At 55.3% G+C, this 18530-nt stretch carries 12 protein-coding genes and 1 pseudogene; 7 read left to right on the forward strand and 6 right to left on the reverse strand.

Annotation, left to right across the window (positions count from 1 at the left end):
• Positions 1-189 precede the first annotated feature (189 nt).
• The 3 genes from ED661_RS17695 (at position 190) to ED661_RS17705 (ending at position 5195) form a co-directional block, all read left to right on the forward strand.
• Positions 190-1149, forward strand: coding sequence for a DUF1837 domain-containing protein (locus ED661_RS17695; RefSeq protein WP_122075599.1), 960 nt, complete (start codon positions 190-192; stop codon positions 1147-1149).
• A complete protein-coding gene (locus ED661_RS17700) occupies positions 1146-3758 on the forward strand; it encodes a DEAD/DEAH box helicase (RefSeq protein WP_122075601.1) in 2613 nt (870 codons plus the stop codon). The genes ED661_RS17695 and ED661_RS17700 overlap by 4 nt, the downstream gene beginning before the upstream one ends.
• Before the next feature lie 249 nt (positions 3759-4007).
• Positions 4008-5195 carry a site-specific integrase gene (locus tag ED661_RS17705; protein WP_174214196.1) on the forward strand — a complete coding sequence of 396 codons (1188 nt, stop codon included), beginning with the start codon at positions 4008-4010 and terminating at the stop codon, positions 5193-5195.
• An 848-nt stretch (positions 5196-6043) separates the two neighbouring features.
• On the opposite strand, the gene ED661_RS17715 is transcribed toward ED661_RS17705, so the two are convergent.
• The 4 genes from ED661_RS17715 to ED661_RS17730 all read right to left on the reverse strand — a co-directional run bounded on the left by ED661_RS17715 (position 6044) and on the right by ED661_RS17730 (position 12012).
• Positions 6044-6433: a hypothetical protein gene (locus ED661_RS17715; RefSeq protein WP_122075605.1), complete on the reverse strand. Its 390-nt coding sequence runs from the start codon at positions 6431-6433 to the stop codon at positions 6044-6046.
• Positions 6434-6807: 374 nt separating this feature from the next.
• Entirely contained in the window at positions 6808-10026 is a 3219-nt protein-coding gene (locus ED661_RS17720) for an error-prone DNA polymerase (RefSeq protein ID WP_122075607.1), read from the reverse strand.
• Positions 10023-11510 (reverse strand): DNA polymerase Y family protein, encoded by a 1488-nt coding sequence (locus ED661_RS17725; protein ID WP_122075609.1) that lies wholly within the window; start codon positions 11508-11510, stop codon positions 10023-10025. Before ED661_RS17725 ends, ED661_RS17720 begins: the two co-directional genes overlap by 4 nt.
• On the reverse strand, positions 11440-12012 hold the full coding sequence (locus tag ED661_RS17730; RefSeq protein WP_122075890.1) for an ImuA family protein: 573 nt from the start codon (positions 12010-12012) through the stop codon (positions 11440-11442). The genes ED661_RS17725 and ED661_RS17730 overlap by 71 nt, the downstream gene beginning before the upstream one ends.
• A 413-nt stretch (positions 12013-12425) precedes the next feature.
• On the opposite strand from ED661_RS17730, the gene ED661_RS22000 reads away from it, so the two are divergent.
• Together ED661_RS22000 and ED661_RS17740 are read left to right on the forward strand one after the other, a co-directional pair.
• Positions 12426-12602 carry a hypothetical protein gene (locus ED661_RS22000; RefSeq protein WP_162930173.1) on the forward strand — a complete coding sequence of 59 codons (177 nt, stop codon included), beginning with the start codon at positions 12426-12428 and terminating at the stop codon, positions 12600-12602.
• Between the two features lie 498 nt (positions 12603-13100).
• The gene (locus ED661_RS17740) at positions 13101-14027 is read left to right on the forward strand and encodes a carbohydrate kinase (RefSeq protein WP_122075613.1); all 927 of its coding nucleotides are present in this window, start codon (positions 13101-13103) and stop codon (positions 14025-14027) included.
• 70 nt (positions 14028-14097) lie between these two features.
• Here ED661_RS17740 and ED661_RS17745 read toward each other — a convergent pair whose 3' ends face one another.
• Complete coding sequence (locus tag ED661_RS17745; RefSeq protein WP_162930174.1) at positions 14098-14457, reverse strand: hypothetical protein; 360 nt, start codon at positions 14455-14457, stop codon at positions 14098-14100.
• Between the two features lie 14 nt (positions 14458-14471).
• On the opposite strand from ED661_RS17745, the pseudogene ED661_RS17750 reads away from it, so the two are divergent.
• Both ED661_RS17750 and ED661_RS17755 read left to right on the forward strand, forming a co-directional pair.
• A pseudogene (locus tag ED661_RS17750) lies at positions 14472-15522 on the forward strand (IS5 family transposase).
• Positions 15523-15732: 210 nt separating this feature from the next.
• Positions 15733-17319 (forward strand): Na/Pi cotransporter family protein, encoded by a 1587-nt coding sequence (locus ED661_RS17755; RefSeq protein WP_122075617.1) that lies wholly within the window; start codon positions 15733-15735, stop codon positions 17317-17319.
• A 98-nt stretch (positions 17320-17417) separates the two neighbouring features.
• Here ED661_RS17755 and leuB read toward each other — a convergent pair whose 3' ends face one another.
• Positions 17418-18521 (reverse strand): 3-isopropylmalate dehydrogenase, encoded by a 1104-nt coding sequence (gene leuB / locus ED661_RS17760; protein WP_122075619.1) that lies wholly within the window; start codon positions 18519-18521, stop codon positions 17418-17420.
• Between the last annotated feature and the right edge of the window lie 9 nt (positions 18522-18530).

The following is an 18530-nucleotide window of genomic DNA, read 5'->3' on the forward strand; positions in this document are numbered from 1 at the left end:
CTCTATGTCAATACTGCACTCCACATCAAACTTCGCGATATTGGCTTGTTCCCGCATGCATTTACGCCCTAAGTTGTGAAAAATACTAACATATGACAATCAAACAGACGTTCGAACTGCCCATTTCTACTCTATGACAATCGATTCGGAAGTTTGGCGGCAAGCGTATTGAGAGATGCCAAGAAAAAAATGACCGCACCACTGGACACCGATTTCCAAGAAAAACTAGAAGCCGCCATTTCAGGTGGTGCGAGCGTCACTGACTCCCATTTGCATGTGGTGGAGCGCGACTTAGTGGTTGATGGTACCAAGACGACCGCGCACTGCTACATACCAACCCTCGACGGGAATGGGCGATTGCGGATTAAGCTTCTCGTCGAGTTCTTGCGTAATCGTGTCGTTGAATACGCTGTTCCACCGTCCAAATTGCAGCAAGCGAAAAAAGAACTGAACGAAACCGGTTCGCCTGCAGCCTTGGCGAAACTTCACGAAGAAGCAAAGAGGTCGTTCACCTCCCTGAAGACAACCGGGGAAGGTGGTGAATTCTTGCTTTTTGCGCTTGCAGAAAAAGAATTCAAGCTGAAGCAAATACTCTGCAAAATGCGATTAAAAACAAGCTCATCCATGCACTATCACGGTGCCGATGGCGTGTATGCCTCAGGTGGTGAAGACGGATACTTCAACCTGTTCTGGGGTGAGTCAAAGGTCTACGCTGACGCGAAAAAAGCCATAAAAGCTTGCCTTAAGTCGCTTGCTCCATTCCTAACTGAAGAGCTGGGTGAAGACGCAGAAAACGCACGAGACATTCTTCTCCTAAACGAATACTCAGACCTCGCAGATGGGCATCTTGAAACTGTCATCAAGAGCTTTCTTAGCCCTGATGATCCTGCCTCGAAAAAGCTCCGGCTTTGCGGTTTCGCACTTGTCGGCTTTGATGACGAGGCATTCCCCTCCGAAGGTGAAACAGCGGACTTCAATCAAATCGTCAGCACCATACAGGGGCAACTTGATAACTGGAAAAAGTACATTGGCAAACGTGTTGAAGCGGAGAACCTAAAAGTTTTTGACATTCATTTTGTTTGTATCCCCATGCGCTCGGTAGAGGATTTTCGGGCATACTTTCTAGAAAGTCTTGGGGTGGCAAAATGAGTGGAACGGACCTTCAAAAATGGATCGTGTCCGATCAGGGGGTGCGAGACGATATCCGAAATCTTCGTGGCTGGCACGCACGGCGAAGCTTGGGTAAGGACACTGTTGACTGCAACGAAAAAGAAACAGACAGCCCAAACTGGCGTAAACTTCTACTTGCATCCAGTGTCCTCGCTGAAAGTGAGGACATTGGGCACCAAGAAACATCCCTAATGATCGCTCAAGCGGCAATGCAATTTGGCGATACAACGACGGTGAGGGACGCAGGAGCAGTAGTCCTTACACAGCTTTCCAACTCTCGCTCGATCTCTCTGGCAGAAGAACGTGGTCTAATTGCCGGAGGGATTCTGGAAAGGTTGGGGGTCTCAGAGACCTTATTGGCTAATCGTAGACTGCTTGAGTCTTCCATCGTCTTATCCGATTCAAACGCAATCGCCGGAAACAGTTTTCAGATCAAGCTTTGGGATCGACTCAAGGATTCTGATTGGGTCTCTGCAACAGCACCAACGGCAGCAGGAAAGACCTACCTCGTTCTGAACTGGCTATTAAGGCAATTCCAAGACTCGTCATGCGGGCTTGCTGTGTTTTTGGCACCGACAAGAGCACTCGTCAGTGAAATCGAAAACGAACTTGTGGAGCTAAGCAAATCTTTCAAGCTTCCCTCGCTACGAGTTTCCTCCCTACCGGTCCCCGAGTTTGGAGACCTAACCGAACCTACGATACTTGTTTTGACACAAGAACGCCTGCACCTCTTTCTGAACGGCTTTGATGTTGCTCCAGAGATCGACATCACGATTGTTGACGAAGCCCAAAAGCTCGGAGACGGTGACAGAGGTGTGCTTCTTCAAGACGCTGTAGAGAGAATTTACCGAACAAATGAAAGTGGCAAGTTCGTATTTCTCAGCCCACATTCAGAAAACCCGGATCTATTGTTGTCTGACGCTCCGTCGGACAGCTCGAAGTCAGCGGTCCCGGGGGGAGCACCGACAGTTACGCAGAACTTGATCGCTGCAGAACAGGTTTTTCGCCACCCGCAAGAATGGACACTTTCCTTCGTGGGTAGCGAGGAAGATGGACCATTCGGCAAAATCACTCTTCACGACCGGCATGAAGGGTCTCCACGAAAAAAACTTGCCTATGTTGCCCTAGCACTCGGTCAGAAGAACCAAGGCACTTTGGTTTACGCGAACAGACCCTCGGATGCGGAAAAGATTGCGAATATCATCTATGCCGGACTTGAAAGAGAGATCGACGACGAGATCGTGGATGAAGAACTGCACGATTTATCAGAATTCTGCAAAACATCTATCCACCCAATGTTCCAGCTTGTTCCGCTGGTCAAACGAGGCGTTGCTTTTCACTACGGGAACATGCCCGCAATCTTGCGCAACGAGATCGAAAGACTGTTTCGCACCGGCAAAATCCGTTTCCTCGTTTGTACTTCGACACTCATTGAAGGAGTCAATCTCGCCTGTCGAACTATTGTTGTGCGTGGACCGAAAAAGGGCAATGGCAAGTACATGCTCCCTCAAGACTTTTGGAACCTTGCTGGCAGAGCTGGGCGGTGGGGGGCGGACTTTACTGGCAACATTGTGTGCGTCAACACGACAGATAAATTGGCTTGGCCCACTGGAGTGCCACCAAAATCCAAGTTCGTTCTTGCCCGAGAAACCGACGCGGTTCTAAACAACTCAGAGAACCTTATTGAGTACGTTGAGATGCGTACCGCTATCAAACCGCATGCAATCGACACCGAAAAGGAGGCCGTGACTGCCTATCTTCTTTCGTGGTTCGCTCGAAACGAGAGTGTTGCAGATTGCCCATCCATAAAACGAGTACCAGTTGAGTTTGTCCCACAAATTGACTTTGCGCTCAGGACTGCTTCCGCACAAGTCAGGATACCAGCAGAGCAAATCACAGCTCATCCCGGTATTAGTTCGGTGGCCCTCCAGGCGCTTCTCGACTCTTTCACCGAATCCGAGTTGGAACCAGAGGACCTGCTGCCACCTTGGCCTGAAAGCGACGACGCGGCGCCTCAACTGAAGCAAGTGTTAAACCGGATCAATGAGCACATGGCTTCCAAGTTCGGCAATGATGCCTATCAATGGGCATGCACTTTCACGACTCTGGACTGGATGGGGGGCAAGCGGATCGCGCAAATGATCCGGGGCGCAATAGATCGTCATAAAAAGAACCACCCCGAAGAAGCTGACGAGGATGTTCCCTACGCGAGCCTTATCAGAAAGACGTTCGAAATGGTCGAAACCGTTGCGAGGTTTTTAGCTCCGAAATATCTCTCCGCGTACCTTGATGTTCTACGCCTTCACTATGAGGAACAGGATCGGCTGGATGAATTCCCAGAAAACCTTAAGCTCGATTTATTTTTAGAATTTGGCGTTAGCACTGACACCCTTCTTTCATTGATTGGTCTTGGTTTGTCGCGAACCTCTGCGATTGAAGTCAATGAGTACCTAGCTCGCAGTGATATGTCTAAGCAGGAAGTCGCAGATTTTCTACGTAACGGATTGTGGGAAACGTTTGACCTCCAAAATGTGGTGAAGCGAGAAATTCGATACGCAATTCAGCGCGACTATTCCTCTATCGAGTAGAGAATTTCCTTATTTTTATCAAAGCACTACAGGGCAAATTTCATATAGTTGCACACAAAATTCGACACTCACATATAACTGCCTGATTTCATTATTGGTAATGTGATTGAAAATCCTCGTGTCGGTGGTTCGATTCCGCCCCCGGGCGCCATTAAGTCACTGAAATAGATTATTTATTTGGTTCGTTGAAGCCTTAGAAATTCTCCCGTAAAAATTACACACAGTTATACACTCTTTTACGGGCTTGCTTTGGCAGAAGATTCCAAAAATCGAATTCTCAAAAACAAACCCCTTCGAAAGGGCTTGGCGATACTGCTGACAGCCCGCAGCCCCTACTGGCTCATTCGGTTGTGGGATCCGGTTGCTCAGAAATACGTCCATCGATCCTCCAAAGAAACATCCCGTGTGGAAGCGAGAGAAGCAGCCTTTGAGTTTGCGGATAATTTCCACAGCAAAGCCAACAGCGACCATGCCAAGAAGAAAACCACCAGCTTTGAGCATTATGCCAAGAAGCTGATGGCGATGCAGAAGGGCCAGTCCAAATGGTCCGAGGGCGACAACAAGCTGTTGAACCGGTCAAAAGATGGTCTAATCTGCTATTTCGGAAAGCACGATGTCTCCAAGATCACCACGGGCATGGTTCGGGACTACCTGACCCATCTCGATGGGAACCGTAAGAAGCCCTTGGCGCATTCGACCAAATCCAAACATGTCATCATCATTCGCAAGGTCCTGACGATTGCTGTTGAGGACGGCCTGCTGAACGTTCTGCCGGTCATGCCGAAGATCAAGACCAAGGACACTCCCCGGCACACCTTCACGGATAAAGAATACAAGCAGTTCATGAGGGCTGCTGGCGAATGTGCCAAGCGTGGCGATGTGGTCCGAGGTGTTAAAATCACCGGCCACCATGCCAAGATGTTCCGGTTTGTCGTCCATACCTTCTTGCGCCCTACGGAAGGAGAGCTGTTTGGCCTGAAGCACAAAGATATTCAGGTTAAAGGTGAGCCTGCGCACTTGGAGATGAACGTCCGTGGCGGCAAGACTGGTGGACACGTGAGTGTCACCATGCCTCTTGCGGTTCCAATGTATCAGGGAAGTCTCAATCCATTCGACAAGGGTGCTATCGACAAGGAAGCCTATGTCTGGATGCCGGACTATCCAAACCGCAGGACTGCCATCAATACTGCCCGCCGCATCTTCAATCACATTTTGGCGGAGGCAGAGCTCGTTGATGAAGACCGAAAATTGTCTCCCTATTCACTTCGCCACTATGCCATCCAGGCACGGCTCAGGGGTTCCAAAGGGAAGGTGAACCTCTATACACTTGCCAAGAATGCTGGGACGTCAGTCGACCAGTTGGAGCGCTTTTACCTCAAAAACATGGCTCCAACCAAGGAACTGATCGAGAACTTGCAGACCCACGGAGACGATTGAAGAGTTGGGAAGGTCCCATCTACTATCACTCAAGCTGCCGTTCGTCCTAGATGCAGCGAATGCTCACTTCGAGCCCAGACCTACCAGTTCAGGAGCTTGCAGCGAATGACGGCTCACGTCTTGCGCAAAACATAGGAATTTTGTTATATACCAATATGTTCTGGGAAATTGATGCGACATCTAGGCTGGTGAAATGTTCAAAGGATTGTGCACGGGCTTTGTAGCGACTCTGTTTTTGGCATTCGCTGCAACGAGTAGCCGGGCCGAGAGTGTTGATATCATTTGTTCGAATGTGGGTGCTCTCAATTCTCAGTTCGTGTTCCTTCTGGCAAAGCATCTCCATTTCGAACCAAGCGTTGTAATCAATCCTCGACGGCAAAATGCCATTTCTAGTGACGATGCTAGAACCGTTCGTCTCGTAATTTCTGGCCGATCTTACGAGTCCGTCGTTGCTTGCGCTGTTGGACACAAATTCGAGCGAGATGAACTGGATCAGAAAATTGGAGAGCTACGCCGACGGTTGGGCAACGAAGGGCAACCCGTTTTTCCTGGAGGGGCAAGAGGTAGACTACTGTCTGTTGGAGAGGCTGTTAAGTTGAACGGTCAGCAGTTCTTCATCAGTGTGTCGGGCGTTGACGACTTGATGGTGGCCGCTGCCGCAGTCGCGCAATCGCACGATGTTGACAGTAAAGCGTGCTGGTTCGATAACGAATGTTTGGCCGCGGCTGAGACGTACTGGTCGCGAAATGCAAATTGAAATCGGCTCTATTGTCATCAGTCATTTACTGAAAGCTGTCATTGGGTACGGCCCCCAAACGGTGGCTCTGTCCGCCTAGCTGACTATGGCTTTAGAGTGGTTGAATGTCTGCTCTTCGATTTTCCAGTGCATAACCAACTTCCCAGACACCACCGAGGCAGGTACCGCTGAAGTCCTTTGCAATAAATCGATGACCCGCGTTCGATGTCAGGGCGATGGATTCATCGGGAACCATGCCGCCCATTTCAACGTTGTTGCCCTGCAGATCGAGCCAGTAGAGATTGACGGCACGGTCGGACCGATTGACGAAGGTCACATCACCAGCATCTTGCGAGTCGATGGAGCGGACAGTGCCATAGGCCGGGCAACCCGCCCCCATGCGTGCTGAATCATGCTCCACAGGCGCAACCGCTGGGGTCGAATTGCGCGGCACAACATTGGCGCGCGCGACCTGGCCACGGCGACTGACACATTCCTTCACTTTAAGGATCGCAGCCGTGGTGCCTTTGAGCGAGATACGGTATAGCTTTCGACGCAGGTCGTCATGCCAGCTTCAATGATCCCGTCATATTCAGCATCCGGAAACTCTCCGCGATGATGATAGAGATAGGGGTACTCCACATTTCCGCGTTCTGGTTGATCTACGGCAGGGCAGCGTCGTGCAGGGAGAATGTCAGGTGAAAGTCTTGCGGGGGCTGCCGGGCAGCGGAGGCTCTGTCTGAAACTGATGGGCCAATCGCTCATGGCACGGGGCTTCGGCAGGCGGTTGCGGAGATCCAAATCCGCCTGGGGGAAGGGGCATCCAGCCTCAAGCTGATTTGTGCAACAAGGCCGCAGTGAAAATACATTGCGAGGTCAATGAAAGTCGCGGCTGGGGAACAGGCGTTTGGCTTGTTCGCGAGGGTGGCGTGCACTGGCAGCATGGCGTTGGGCGCGCGGGGCATCGTCGGCTTCGTGGTTGGTGACGCCAATGGCATCTTCCATAGGGTGACCAAGATCTGCCAGGCGGTGTGACATGTCCTCAATGCTCTGGGCAATCAGGTGCACAACGATGCCTTCGCGTTGCAAATACCCCTTCACCAGCAGAAGTCGCCCGCCCATCACACTGCGGCGGAACTGCTTATAGATCTTGGGCCAGACGACGATATTTGACACGCCTGTTTCGTCTTCCAGTGTCAGAAATATCACCCCGGATGCTGTGCCGGGGCGCTGACGGGTGACCACGAGACCGCAGACACTGGCACGACCCAGAGGCACATGGGGCAACTGATCATGTGGCGTCAAACCGGGTATCGCGGGGCGTAAGAGCTCCATGGGATGGGCGCGCAGGGTCAGGCGGGTTGCGACGTAGTCTTCGACCACCTCTTCGCCCAGATGCATTGCGGGCAGATTGACGGTGGCTTCCTGAATGGCCTCGCCGTCAATCGGGTCATTGAAGAGTGGCAAAGGCGTCTGGCTGCGGATTGCTTTCACCTGCCAGAGCGCATCGCGCCGTGTCAGCCCCATGCCAATAAAGGCATCCGCTTCGGCCAGACGTTCCAGCACCGCAGGTGCGAGGCCTGCGCGCATCCAGACGGTTTCGGGGTCTTGGTAACCATTGCCGCGTGCCGCTGCGATCCACCCGGCGTCTTCTTCGCGGAATCCTTTGATTTGACGAAATCCCAGGCGCAGCGCCAAGGCGCCGTCAGTGCGCCGCTCCAGCATGTTATCCCAGCCACTGGCATTCACACAGATCGGGCGCACCTCGACCTGATGATCGCGCGCGTCGCGCACTATCTGGGCCGGGGCATAGAACCCCATGGGCTGGGAGTTCAGCAGGGCGCAAGCAAAGATCGCCGGGTGGTGGCACTTCAACCAGGCCGAGACATAAACAAGCAAAGCAAAGGCCGCTGCGTGACTTTCAGGAAACCCGTATTCGCCAAAGCCCTCGATCTGGCTGAAACATTGGTTGGCGAAGGCTTCGGTATAGCCACGGTCCAGCATGCCGCCGACAAAACGGTCTCGAAATGTGCCGATGGTGCCCATTTTGCGAAAGGTCGCGAGAGAGCGGCGCAGCTTATCTGCCTCCTCCGGCGTAAACCCCGCCCCAACCACTGCGATCTGCATCGCCTGTTCCTGAAACAGCGGCACCCCAAGAGTTTTTCCCAGCACAGCGCGCAGGTCTTCCGATGGAAAGCTGACTTCTTCGCGGCCCTGACGGCGGTTGATATAGGGATGCACCATGCCGCCTTGAATGGGGCCGGGACGCACGATGGCGACTTCGATCACCAGGTCATAAAATTCGCGCGGCCGCATGCGGGGCAGAAAGTTCATTTGCGCACGGCTTTCGACCTGAAACACACCAATGGCATCGGCAGCACAGAGCATGTCATAGGTCTTGGTGTCGGCTTCTGGCACGCTGGCAAGGCTAAGATGCTGCCCTTCATGCTCTGCCAGGAGATCAAAACTCTTGTGAATGCAGGTCAGCATTCCAAGGCTGAGCACATCGATTTTCAGAATGCCAAGCGCATCGATGTCATCTTTGTCCCACTCAATAAGCGTGCGGTCTTCCATGGCGGCATTTTCAATCGGGCAGAGTTCATCCAGCCGCCCTTTGGTGACAATAAATCCGCCCACATGCTGCGACAAATGGCGGGGAAAGCCGATGATTTCGTCGATCAAGCGGATGGTTTGCGCAAGACGTGGATCGTTTAGATCAAGCCCCAGTTCGCGGATGCGTTCCGGATCTGCGCCACCGTCCGACATCCCCCAGATCTGGCCCGACAACCCGGCGGTGACATCCTGTGAGAGCCCCATGACCTTGCCCACTTCCTTGATCGCGGCGCGGGAGCGGAAGTGAATAACGGTTGCACAAAGCCCGGCGCGGTGGCGCCCATAGCGCTGATAAATCCACTGGATCACCTCTTCGCGGCGTTCATGTTCAAAATCCACATCAATATCTGGCGGCTCGCCGCGATGCTCTGACACAAAGCGCTCGACCACCATGGTGATGGTTTCGGGGCTGACATCGGTGATGCCCAGCAGGTAACAGATAATGGAATTGGCGGCAGATCCACGACCCTGACACAGTATCCCCTGACCGCGCGCGTATTGCACAATGTCATGGACGGTTAGGAAATAGGCCGGGAAATTGAGTTTGGCGATGAGCTTGAGCTCCTTGGCGAGCTGAGCCTTCGCCTTGTCGTTTGCCCCATCAGGATAGCGCCGTTTCAAGCCTTCCCGCGCCAGTCGCTCCAGCCGCACCATGGGCGCTTCGCCCTTTGCAATCTCATCGGGGTATTCATAGCTCAGCTCGCTCAGGTCAAAACTGCACCGGGCGGCGATTTCCATCGTGCGCCGGATCGCAGCGGGGTGATGGCGAAACAGACGCGCCATATCCTCGTGCCCCTTCAGGCGGCGTTCGGCATTGGGCAGGGCACGCGTGCCGATCTGATCAATGGGGATGTGGTGGCGCATGCAGGTGAGAACATCTGCCAATTGCTTGCGTTTGCCGTGGTGCATCAACACATCGCCCACTGCGACCATGGGGGTCGAACAGCGCAGGGCAAGATCAGCGCAGGCGTTGAAATAGCTCTGATCGCTGCCATCATATTGCGGGGCTGCGCCCAGAAAGACCTGGCCGGGAAACCGACGCTGGACTGGGTAGATGTCACGCTGTGCCCCAGCCAGATCACGGGGCATTGCGATCAAGATCATTCCTGCACCCTGCTCTGTCAGATCCTTTAGTTCAAGGTGACAGTGGCCTTTTGGCGCGCGCCGCTTGCCGCGTGTCAACAGCCGCGTCAACCGCTGATACGCCGGGCGATCTGTGGGCAGCGCCAACCAGTCAACAGGGCTATCTTGCAGCACCAGATGGCAGCCAATAATAAGCTTTGGCAGATTTTCTGCCGGAGTATCGCCCTTCAAAACCTTCAGCGCCGAGTAGGCCCGCACCACACCGGCCAGCGAATTGCGATCCGTGATGGCAATCGCCGCAAGGCCCAGATCAGCGGCGCGTGTGATCAGCTCTTCAGGGTGGGAGGCCCCGGTCAGAAAAGTGAAGTTGCTGGTAGTGCAAAGCTCGGCATAGGTCATGCAAACTCTCCCTGGACAAACCAACCGGGGTTTTGAGGGGTGTAAAACAGCCAGAGCCTGCGGCCTTGTCGCGTTTCCACGCGCCAGTAATCGCGCAGGCCAGAGCGCCAGGTGTCATCCGCCATCCACCATTCCGGGGCAATGCGTTCAGGCCCGATGGCGCGCCCTGTCGTCATGGCCATGCGGCGCCAGCGAAATCGCGCGGGAGGGCGTGACCCGGTGCCAGCAATGGGTTCCGGGGGGAACAGGCGGATCGGGCGGGGTTGCGAATGGGCCCAGGCATTGCTTGGCTCAGAGAAGGCTGCTGCTGCAATGATAAAGCTACGCTCTGGAATATGGCTATCGGCGGGGAGAAACCTTTGAATGTTCTCCAGCCCGATCCGTGCCCCAAGGCGGGTGATGAGATCGTCAAGCTGATCCTTGCCCCCCTTTGAGACATGGCTGAGCTGTTGCACTGGCAGCTTTTCCACCTGCGGTGCCATCAGCCGGAGCTGGTCAATGCCAAATCCTGCATCGACCGCTTCAATCTTGCGTTGAAACAGGGGCAGGATGCGATGGGCGTCGTGCAAAGCGCGGGCCAACCGCAGTTCAACCTCTTGCGTATCGCGATCGACCCGCCGCAGGGATAACAGCAAGATGCGTGCCCCGTGACCTTCAGTGGCCAGCCGGTCACAAAGCTTCACCAAAAGACGTTTTACCCCGGCCATGACATCATCGCAGAGACCAATTGGTTCGGGAAAACTCATGCGCACCGCATAGTGAGGAGGGTCTTTCAGCGGGGTGATCTCTTCGGGCTGCACTCCAAGTGCCTGATCCAAGCGCAGCAACAGCCCCTGCCCAAAACGCCGCGCAAGCGGGGCGCGTTCGGTGGTCATCAGATCACCAATTCTACGCAGGCCCAGCCGTTGCAGCGCCACATCTATTTTGCGTTCAATACGCAGGGCGGCAACGGGCAAAGCCGCCAGGGCAGCCTGCATGTCATCTGGCGCAGGCGTCTTGCCATAATGCGCCAGGGCCCAGGCGGCACCGCGACTAACGCCAAGCCCGATGCGCACCGTAAGACCCGCACGCATCAGGCGCTGATGCATATCCTCAATCATCGCGATTTCAGTGCCGAACAAATGGGCGGACCCCGTGATGTCGAGGGTCAAGCCATCAGTGCCTTCCAGGCCAACCCAGGGGCAATAGCGCGTTGCCCAACGCCGCAGGGCTAGCAAAAATTGCTGATCGGCATGCAGATCTGCCGGCATGCTGTGCAGCTCAGGGCAAAAGGCATGGGCATCCGATAGGGGCATGGCTTGGTGCAGGCCCAGCTGTTCAGCTTTGACATTCAGGCAGTAAATCCGGTTTGCGTTGCGTTCCATTATGGTCAGTGCAAAAGGCCCTTCCATTGGGCGTGCGCGCAGAAACCGGTCACTGGACAGGCGGGGAAACCACAGCGAGACGATCCGCCGGGTTGGGTTTTGTTGCGTCCCATCGAACATACCAATCACACAATGTTCCTGATTTGTTCTTGATAAGAGACCAGTGCATGAGAGTCGAGTCCGCTCTGTCGGCATCAAACACCGGATCACAGCGCCAGCGGGTCTCAGCCGCATTGCTGCCGAGGCCCTCAGGAATGATGCACAGCCCGGTTGTGTCCCCGGCTTTGGCTGCCAACTGCAATCGTCGCCCGGCTGTCAGGTCAAGCGGTTGATCCAGTTCGATGATCACCAAAGGCACGCTGCCATCGCGCAGTGTTTCCTCCATAACCGCGAGCCCCTCGACCTGACTGCCGACCCGGGCCAACAGTATTTTGGCAGGATCACAGAAAGGCAGCAGCCCAACAGGGTGCAGCAGGTCGGAGCTCCACTCTTGGCGGATCCACAACACACGGACATGGTTCTGGGCTGCCAAGATTGCAGCGAATTTGAAGGCACTGGCACCACATGCCTCGTGGACGCGGGATTTTACCAATGGAAAACAAGTGAGGGGTTTCGGTCGCATGGCGGGCATATTACCGAAGCCCCCCAAAAACTTAAACTGGCTGTCGCCTGTGGCCTAAAGTAATTGGGGGTGTGTGCCTGGATCTAGAGGGTGAATTTATCTTAACATGTTGATTTAATACCTTAATATTGAGCATTGAGGTATTTTCAAGATCCGCTGATCCTTGACGGAAATGCAGGGAACTCCATCGGCCAGCTTGGGTGGATCTATCCGCATCGAAAGGGGGCAGGGCCGGATCTTTCGGATCACTGTGTATGGCACTTCATCTACAGATTCGGTGGAAAGCCGGTATTCTCTGCAAACCCCTTCCAAGAAGATATTCACAGGGGGGCAACAGGGGGCGTTTTGGTAAACACAAATTCCGACCCTATGTGCTGATACACTCTGACCAGACCGTAAGACGAGCATAGCCAATGGATAGACGCACCGACATCGAAGGTATTTGGGCTCAATATCGGTCTGGCTTGATGGCTTTTCTTCAGTCTCGCGTGTCCAACCCCGCGGATGTTGTGGATCTGATGCAGGAGACCCTGATCATGACCCATACCAAGCTGCCTGCTCTGAATGCGCAGACCAGCCTGCGTCCCTGACTCTATCAGATCGTCAGCCATACGATCATCGACTTTTATCGTCGCGACAAGAGTAAGCGACCCATCAACCCGGATGACCTGTGGTACAAAAATATCGAAGCAGAGAGGCTGCAGGATCTGGAGCAATGTCTCGAGCCCTTCATCGATGCGCGGCCAGAGGAGTTTGTTAGGCTTTTGCGAGCGATCGATCTGGAAGGGAAGTTGGAACTGCACGCATTGGGAGCACAGAAATCTTTTTGGACGACGTTATTTCGCGGGCGCTTGCATCACAGAGAACACAGCGCATACTCGAACCAATAGGATGAGTTTAGCGCTCCCTGAGCGATTTCAGCCTTGGCTGAGGCGCAATGGTTCCGGATCTGGGAGGGGACTTGGTGAATGGTGATCGTTTTCAAGCAGTCTGCACCCAATGGTTTGCACTGATTTGGGAGCAAGAGGGGAGGCGGTGCTTATGAATTGTTTGACGGGCACCTCTCTTCGGCTTGGCGAGGCTCCACAATGATCCTCTGTTGTGGCGAAGCCCTAATGGATATGATCCCCACGGTGACACCCTTGGGCCGCGAAGCCTATGAGCCGCGACCTGGCGGGGCTGTGCTCAATACTGCTGTTGCGATGGGGCGGTTGGGGGCACCGGCCGGTATGGTCACGGGATTGTCGCATGACATGTTTGGTCGGAAACTGGCTGAGCATTTGTCTGGCTCCAACGTCGACATATCCTATGTCCTGTGGTCAGATCGCCCCACAACCCTGGCTTTTGTCGAGCTGGAGAATGGTCAGGCATCCTATCAGTTTTACGATGAGAACTCTGCTGCGCGGATGCTGAAACTTGCTGAAATACCCCCGCTTCCCACGGACGTTTCCGCTCTTTTCTTTGGTGGCATCAGCCTTGCATGCGAACCTGCAGCCGATAGCTACGCGGCTCTGATGGCCCGCGAAGGGCGGGGCTGTGCGGTGATGCTCGATCCCAATATTAGACCTAGCTTTATCCAGAATATCGAGCGCTACCGGCAGCGTTTGGACAGGATGCTGCAGCTATCTGACATAGTGAAGGTTTCAGACGAGGATTTGAACTGGATCTTTCCTGAGCCAGGGGAGCTTGAGGGGAAAGTGCAGTATATTCTGCAAAAGGGCGTCTCGGTGGTGGTTCTCACCTGCGGGGAAAAAGGTGCAACTGGATTTTTGGCCAATGGCACTCGGGTACATGTTCCGGCGATGCTGGCAGAAATAGCCGACACAGTGGGTGCTGGTGATACCTTTAATGCCGGTTTCCTGACCAAACTCTCCGAACAGGGCAGTCTCAGCAAAGATCGGTTAAAGTCTCTTGCTCCGCGCGCTCTTAAGCAGGCTTTGAAACATGGCACCAGGGCGGCGGGCGTAACGGTCACTCGGGTAGGTGCGGATCCTCCCTGGGCGCGCGAGATTTGAACTCAAGTTCGGTTGCCCGGATTGCAGCCAATCGGGTTCATGCTCTTGTAAGTTGCTGGTGTGCAGCGGCTCATCGACGCCAACTGCCTTGCTGGATGCCAAGCCGATGTCCACTTAGAAAATTTGCGCACCAAAGCTGGATGGCAGGATAAAAATAGGCCCCAAAAGCCTCGTAATCTGACTTGTAGAATTCACGGATTTTTTGCTGCTGTTTCGTAGTCAGGTCTTCAACTTTGAACTTAGGTCCATGGGTTTGCGACCTACCCACTTTGACCTCTTGCCCTGTTCGCTCTGACATGTCGCTAGCGAACTGATCCATTTCAAAAAGGGTGTAGATGCGGTTGTAATAACTTGGATCCATTCCTAGGAAGTCTGAGGACGGCTTTGTTGCGAAAATGGGTTGAGAGGATTCACGCTGTGAATCCAGCATGATAGCTGGAGACCATGAGCAGTTGGACACCTACGAAGTACAAGACCACGAACTGGTCGACCTACAACACGGCATTGAAGCGTCGTGGATCGCTGGCAATCTGGTTTGATCCCGAGATGGTTTGGGTGCCGCCGCCAAACGGCAAACGCGGTCGGCATCAGAGTTTCAGCGATGCCGCGATCCAGACCTGCCTGACGTTGAAAGTGTTGTTTGGCATGCCGCTCCGCCAGGCCCCTGGCTTTGTCGAAAGCCTGTTACGGCTGGCAGGGTTGGACTGGGCGATGCCGGATTACAGCACGCTGTGCCGCCGACAAAAGACGCTGAACATGCGCCTACCGTATCGAGGCGGCAAAGGCCCACTGAACCTCCTTATCGATAGCACCGGCATCAAGGTCGAAGGTGAAGGGGAATGGAACGCGCGCAAGCACGGAGGTTCGAAACGGCGTATCTGGCGCAAGATACACATTCACTGCCCGGCAGGGTCATGCATTGCATGATCCCGAGAGGGGGATCGACGAGGAAACATTGGAGGTTCGAGCCGTCGAGGTCACCACCAGCAATGTGGGAGATGCGCCCATGTTGCCAGACCAGCTGGATCAAATCCCGCCCGACCAGAAGCTCGGATCAGTCACGGTGGGTGGGGCCTATGACACCCCCAAATGCCACGAGGCGATTGCCGTACGTGGCGCTGACGCCATCATTCCACCGCGCAAAAACTCCAAGCCCTGGAAGCCGACGAGCGCTGGTGCCATCGCCAGAAACGAAGCTGTGCGCGCATCAAAGTACCTGGGCCGGGCGCTGTGGCGAAAATTGACCGGATACCACCGCCGAAGCCGCGTCGAAACGACCCTCTCGGGATCACGCTACGCATAACCCTGCCGGGCAGCGGATGCATTGTGTGAAACGTCTCGGTCAATCGCTCATGGCAAGGGACTTCGAAATGCAGGTTGCGGAGATCAAAATCCGCATCATTCGACCATTGTCCTCGGACCAATGGCGGAAAAGGTCTCATTCCTCAACCGTTACACGGCAATCGGCATACCTGTCACAGAGCCCGTAGGATAAGTCCGTCCGTGGTAAGGGGAAGTCTGGCCCTCACGCGATTTGCGCAACAAAGCCACTGTACAGCCCTTTGGTGAAATCTTGATCCGGAGTACATGGTTTGTGCGGGTTTTCTTGCGTTTTCGTCCTTATTCCTTGCCCAGTGCCCGCTCGTGCTCACCTTGCGCAGAGGGGCGCGACTGGGCATATTGCGCGGTGACTTAAGGGGGCAACATGGCGGAGCAACTGTTCTATGTTTTAGGTGGAATTGGCATGTTTCTCATGGGGATGAAGGTGATGACCTCTGCCCTGCGCGAAGCCGCCGGAACCCAGCTTCAGGCGGTGCTGACCCGGTTTACCACGACGCCTCTCACCGGGGTGATCTCAGGTGGTTTGACAACGGCAGCGATCCAATCCTCCAGTGCGACTACTGTGATGACGGTAGGTTTTGTCGGGGCTGGGTTGTTGACCATGTCGCAGGCGCTTGGGGTGATTTATGGGGCCAATATCGGCACCACGGCAACCGGTTGGCTTGTCAGCCTGTTGGGGTTCAAGCTCAAGCTGGGGACCATGGCGATGGCCCTGCTGTTTCCGGCCAGCCTGCTGGACCTGCTGGGGCGGGGCGGCTGGGCACGGGCCGGGCGCATGCTGGCGGGGCTATGCCTGTTGCTTATCGGGCTTGATCTGATGCAGGCCGGGATGAAGGATGTCAGTGATATCCTTCACCCTGAGATGTTGCCTTCCGGTTCGGTGCTGGGGCTGCTGGCCCTTGCGGTCCTGGGCGCCGGGTTGACGGTGGTCATGCAAAGCTCCTCGGCGGCGATGGCACTGGCGCTGGTGATGATCCAAAGCGGCGCCATCAGCCTGACACAGGCCATTGCGATTGTGGCGGGGATGAATATCGGCACCACCTGCACGGCTCTGTTGGCCTCCTTGGGTGGATCGCTGCCGATGCGCCAGACTGCGGTTGCCAATCTGCTGTTCAACATTGCCACCAGCCTGTTGGTGGTGCCCGTTATGATGTTTGGGCTAGGCGCTTTGCAGGATGTGGCAGATCGCACCAATGCGATGACAGCAATCCTGGTGTTTCATACCGGGTTCAATCTGGTCGGGGCGATGCTGTTCCTGCCGATCACGGCGCAGTTTGCCCGGTTCATCAACTGGCTATTGCCAGAGGCACCAAAAGATACATTGATCGATTTGGACCGGGCTTTGCTCTCAGACCCTGCCATGTCGCTTTTGACGGTGCAGGCCGCGCTGGAGACACTCACACATCGGGTTTACGGAGCCATGGCCTCGGCCTTGCAGGAGCCCTCGGATTATCGCGGTATTGCGGCACTGGCCCCCTGTCACGCCGGATTGGCCGAGGTGGAGGTTTTTCTGGCTGACATTCGCCTGACGGCGGATGACGCAAAGCAAGAGGCTGCGCTGTCGGCCCTGCTGCACCAGACGGACCATTTGCTGCGACTGCTGGAGCGCTTGACCCAGACGGGGCGCATTGCGGTGCTGAAAGAGGATCCGTTGTTGCGGCGCCCTGCCTTGATTGCCGGTGCGGTACTCCGGCGGCTTGTAGAGGCCTCCCCCAGGGCAACAGACCGTGCCCGGTTGCGACGGATTGAAACCCTGGTCAGCCAGCGCAAAGAGCGTCATCGTCGCGCTCTGTTACTCGGAGAGCATGCGGGGCTTTACGATCTGAGCGAGGTTTTTGCCCATACGGATGCGATGCGTTGGCTGAGCCGCAGCCTGCATCATCTTGAAAGGTTGGAGCATTACCGCAATGCCACCAGCGTGGTTTTGCCGGTCGCCTCCAAGCCGAGCTAACCAATGCGTTCCAGGCAAAAGAAAAGAGGGCGAAAACGCCCTCTTTTTTGGATTGCAAAAGCGGCACCCTATCGGGCGACGCTTCAATAGCGTTTGGCTTACAGGCTGGCCTGCAGGGCTGCGACCACGGCATCGCCCATTTCGCTGGTGGAGACGGGCTCTACGCCTTCTTCGCCCAGCAGGTCGGCAGTGCGAACGCCATCTGCAAGAACCTTTTCGATGGCGGTTTCCAGACGGGTGGCCTCATCGCCCATGTCAAAGCTATAGCGCAGCGCCATTGCAAAGCTGAGGATACAGGCCAACGGATTGGCCTTGCCCTGACCGGTGATGTCAGGGGCGGAACCGTGGACCGGTTCGTACATTGCCTTGGGGCGACCATTGGCCATCGGCGCGCCGAGGCTGGCCGAGGGCAGCATGCCCAGCGAGCCGGTCAGCATTGCGGCGCAGTCGGACAGGATATCGCCAAACAGGTTGTCGGTCAGGATGACGTCGAACTGCTTGGGCGCGCGGACCAGCTGCATGGCGCCATTGTCGGCATACATGTGGGACAGTTCTACTTCGGGGTAGTCTTTGGCCACACGGGTGGCAACCTCGCGCCACAGGATGCCGCTTTCCATCACGTTGGCCTTCTCCATCGAGCAGACCTTTTTGTTGCGGCGCATCGCCAGCTCAAAGGCAGAGCGCGCAGCGCGTTCGATCTCAGACTCGGTGTAGCGCTGGGTGTTGATGCCGACGCGCTCGTTGCCTTCTTCAAAGATGCCGCGAGGCTCGCCAAAGTAGACGCCCGAGGTCAGCTCGCGCAGGATCATGATGTCGAGACCGGCAACAATGTCTTTCTTCAGCGAGGAGAAATCCGCCAGGGCGTCAAAGCACTGAGCCGGGCGCAGGTTGGCATAAAGGTCCATTTCCTTGCGCAGACGCAAGAGGCCACGCTCAGGTTTGACCGAGAAGTCCAGATCGTCATAGGCCGGGCCACCCACCGCGCCGAGCAGAACCGCGTCGACCTCTTGAGCACGTGCCATGGTCTCATCCGCCAGTGGCACGCCGTGCTTGTCATAGGCGGCGCCGCCGACCAGATCTTCGCTCACATCGAACTGAATGTCGCGGGCTTCACCAAACCAGGTGATGACTTTACGAACCTCGGTCATGACCTCTGGGCCGATACCGTCGCCGGGCAGAATCAGAATCGATGGATTGGACATATGTGCCTC

The sequence above is a fragment of the Pseudophaeobacter sp. EL27 genome, from assembly GCF_900313025.1.
GTDB lineage: Bacteria > Pseudomonadota > Alphaproteobacteria > Rhodobacterales > Rhodobacteraceae > Pseudophaeobacter.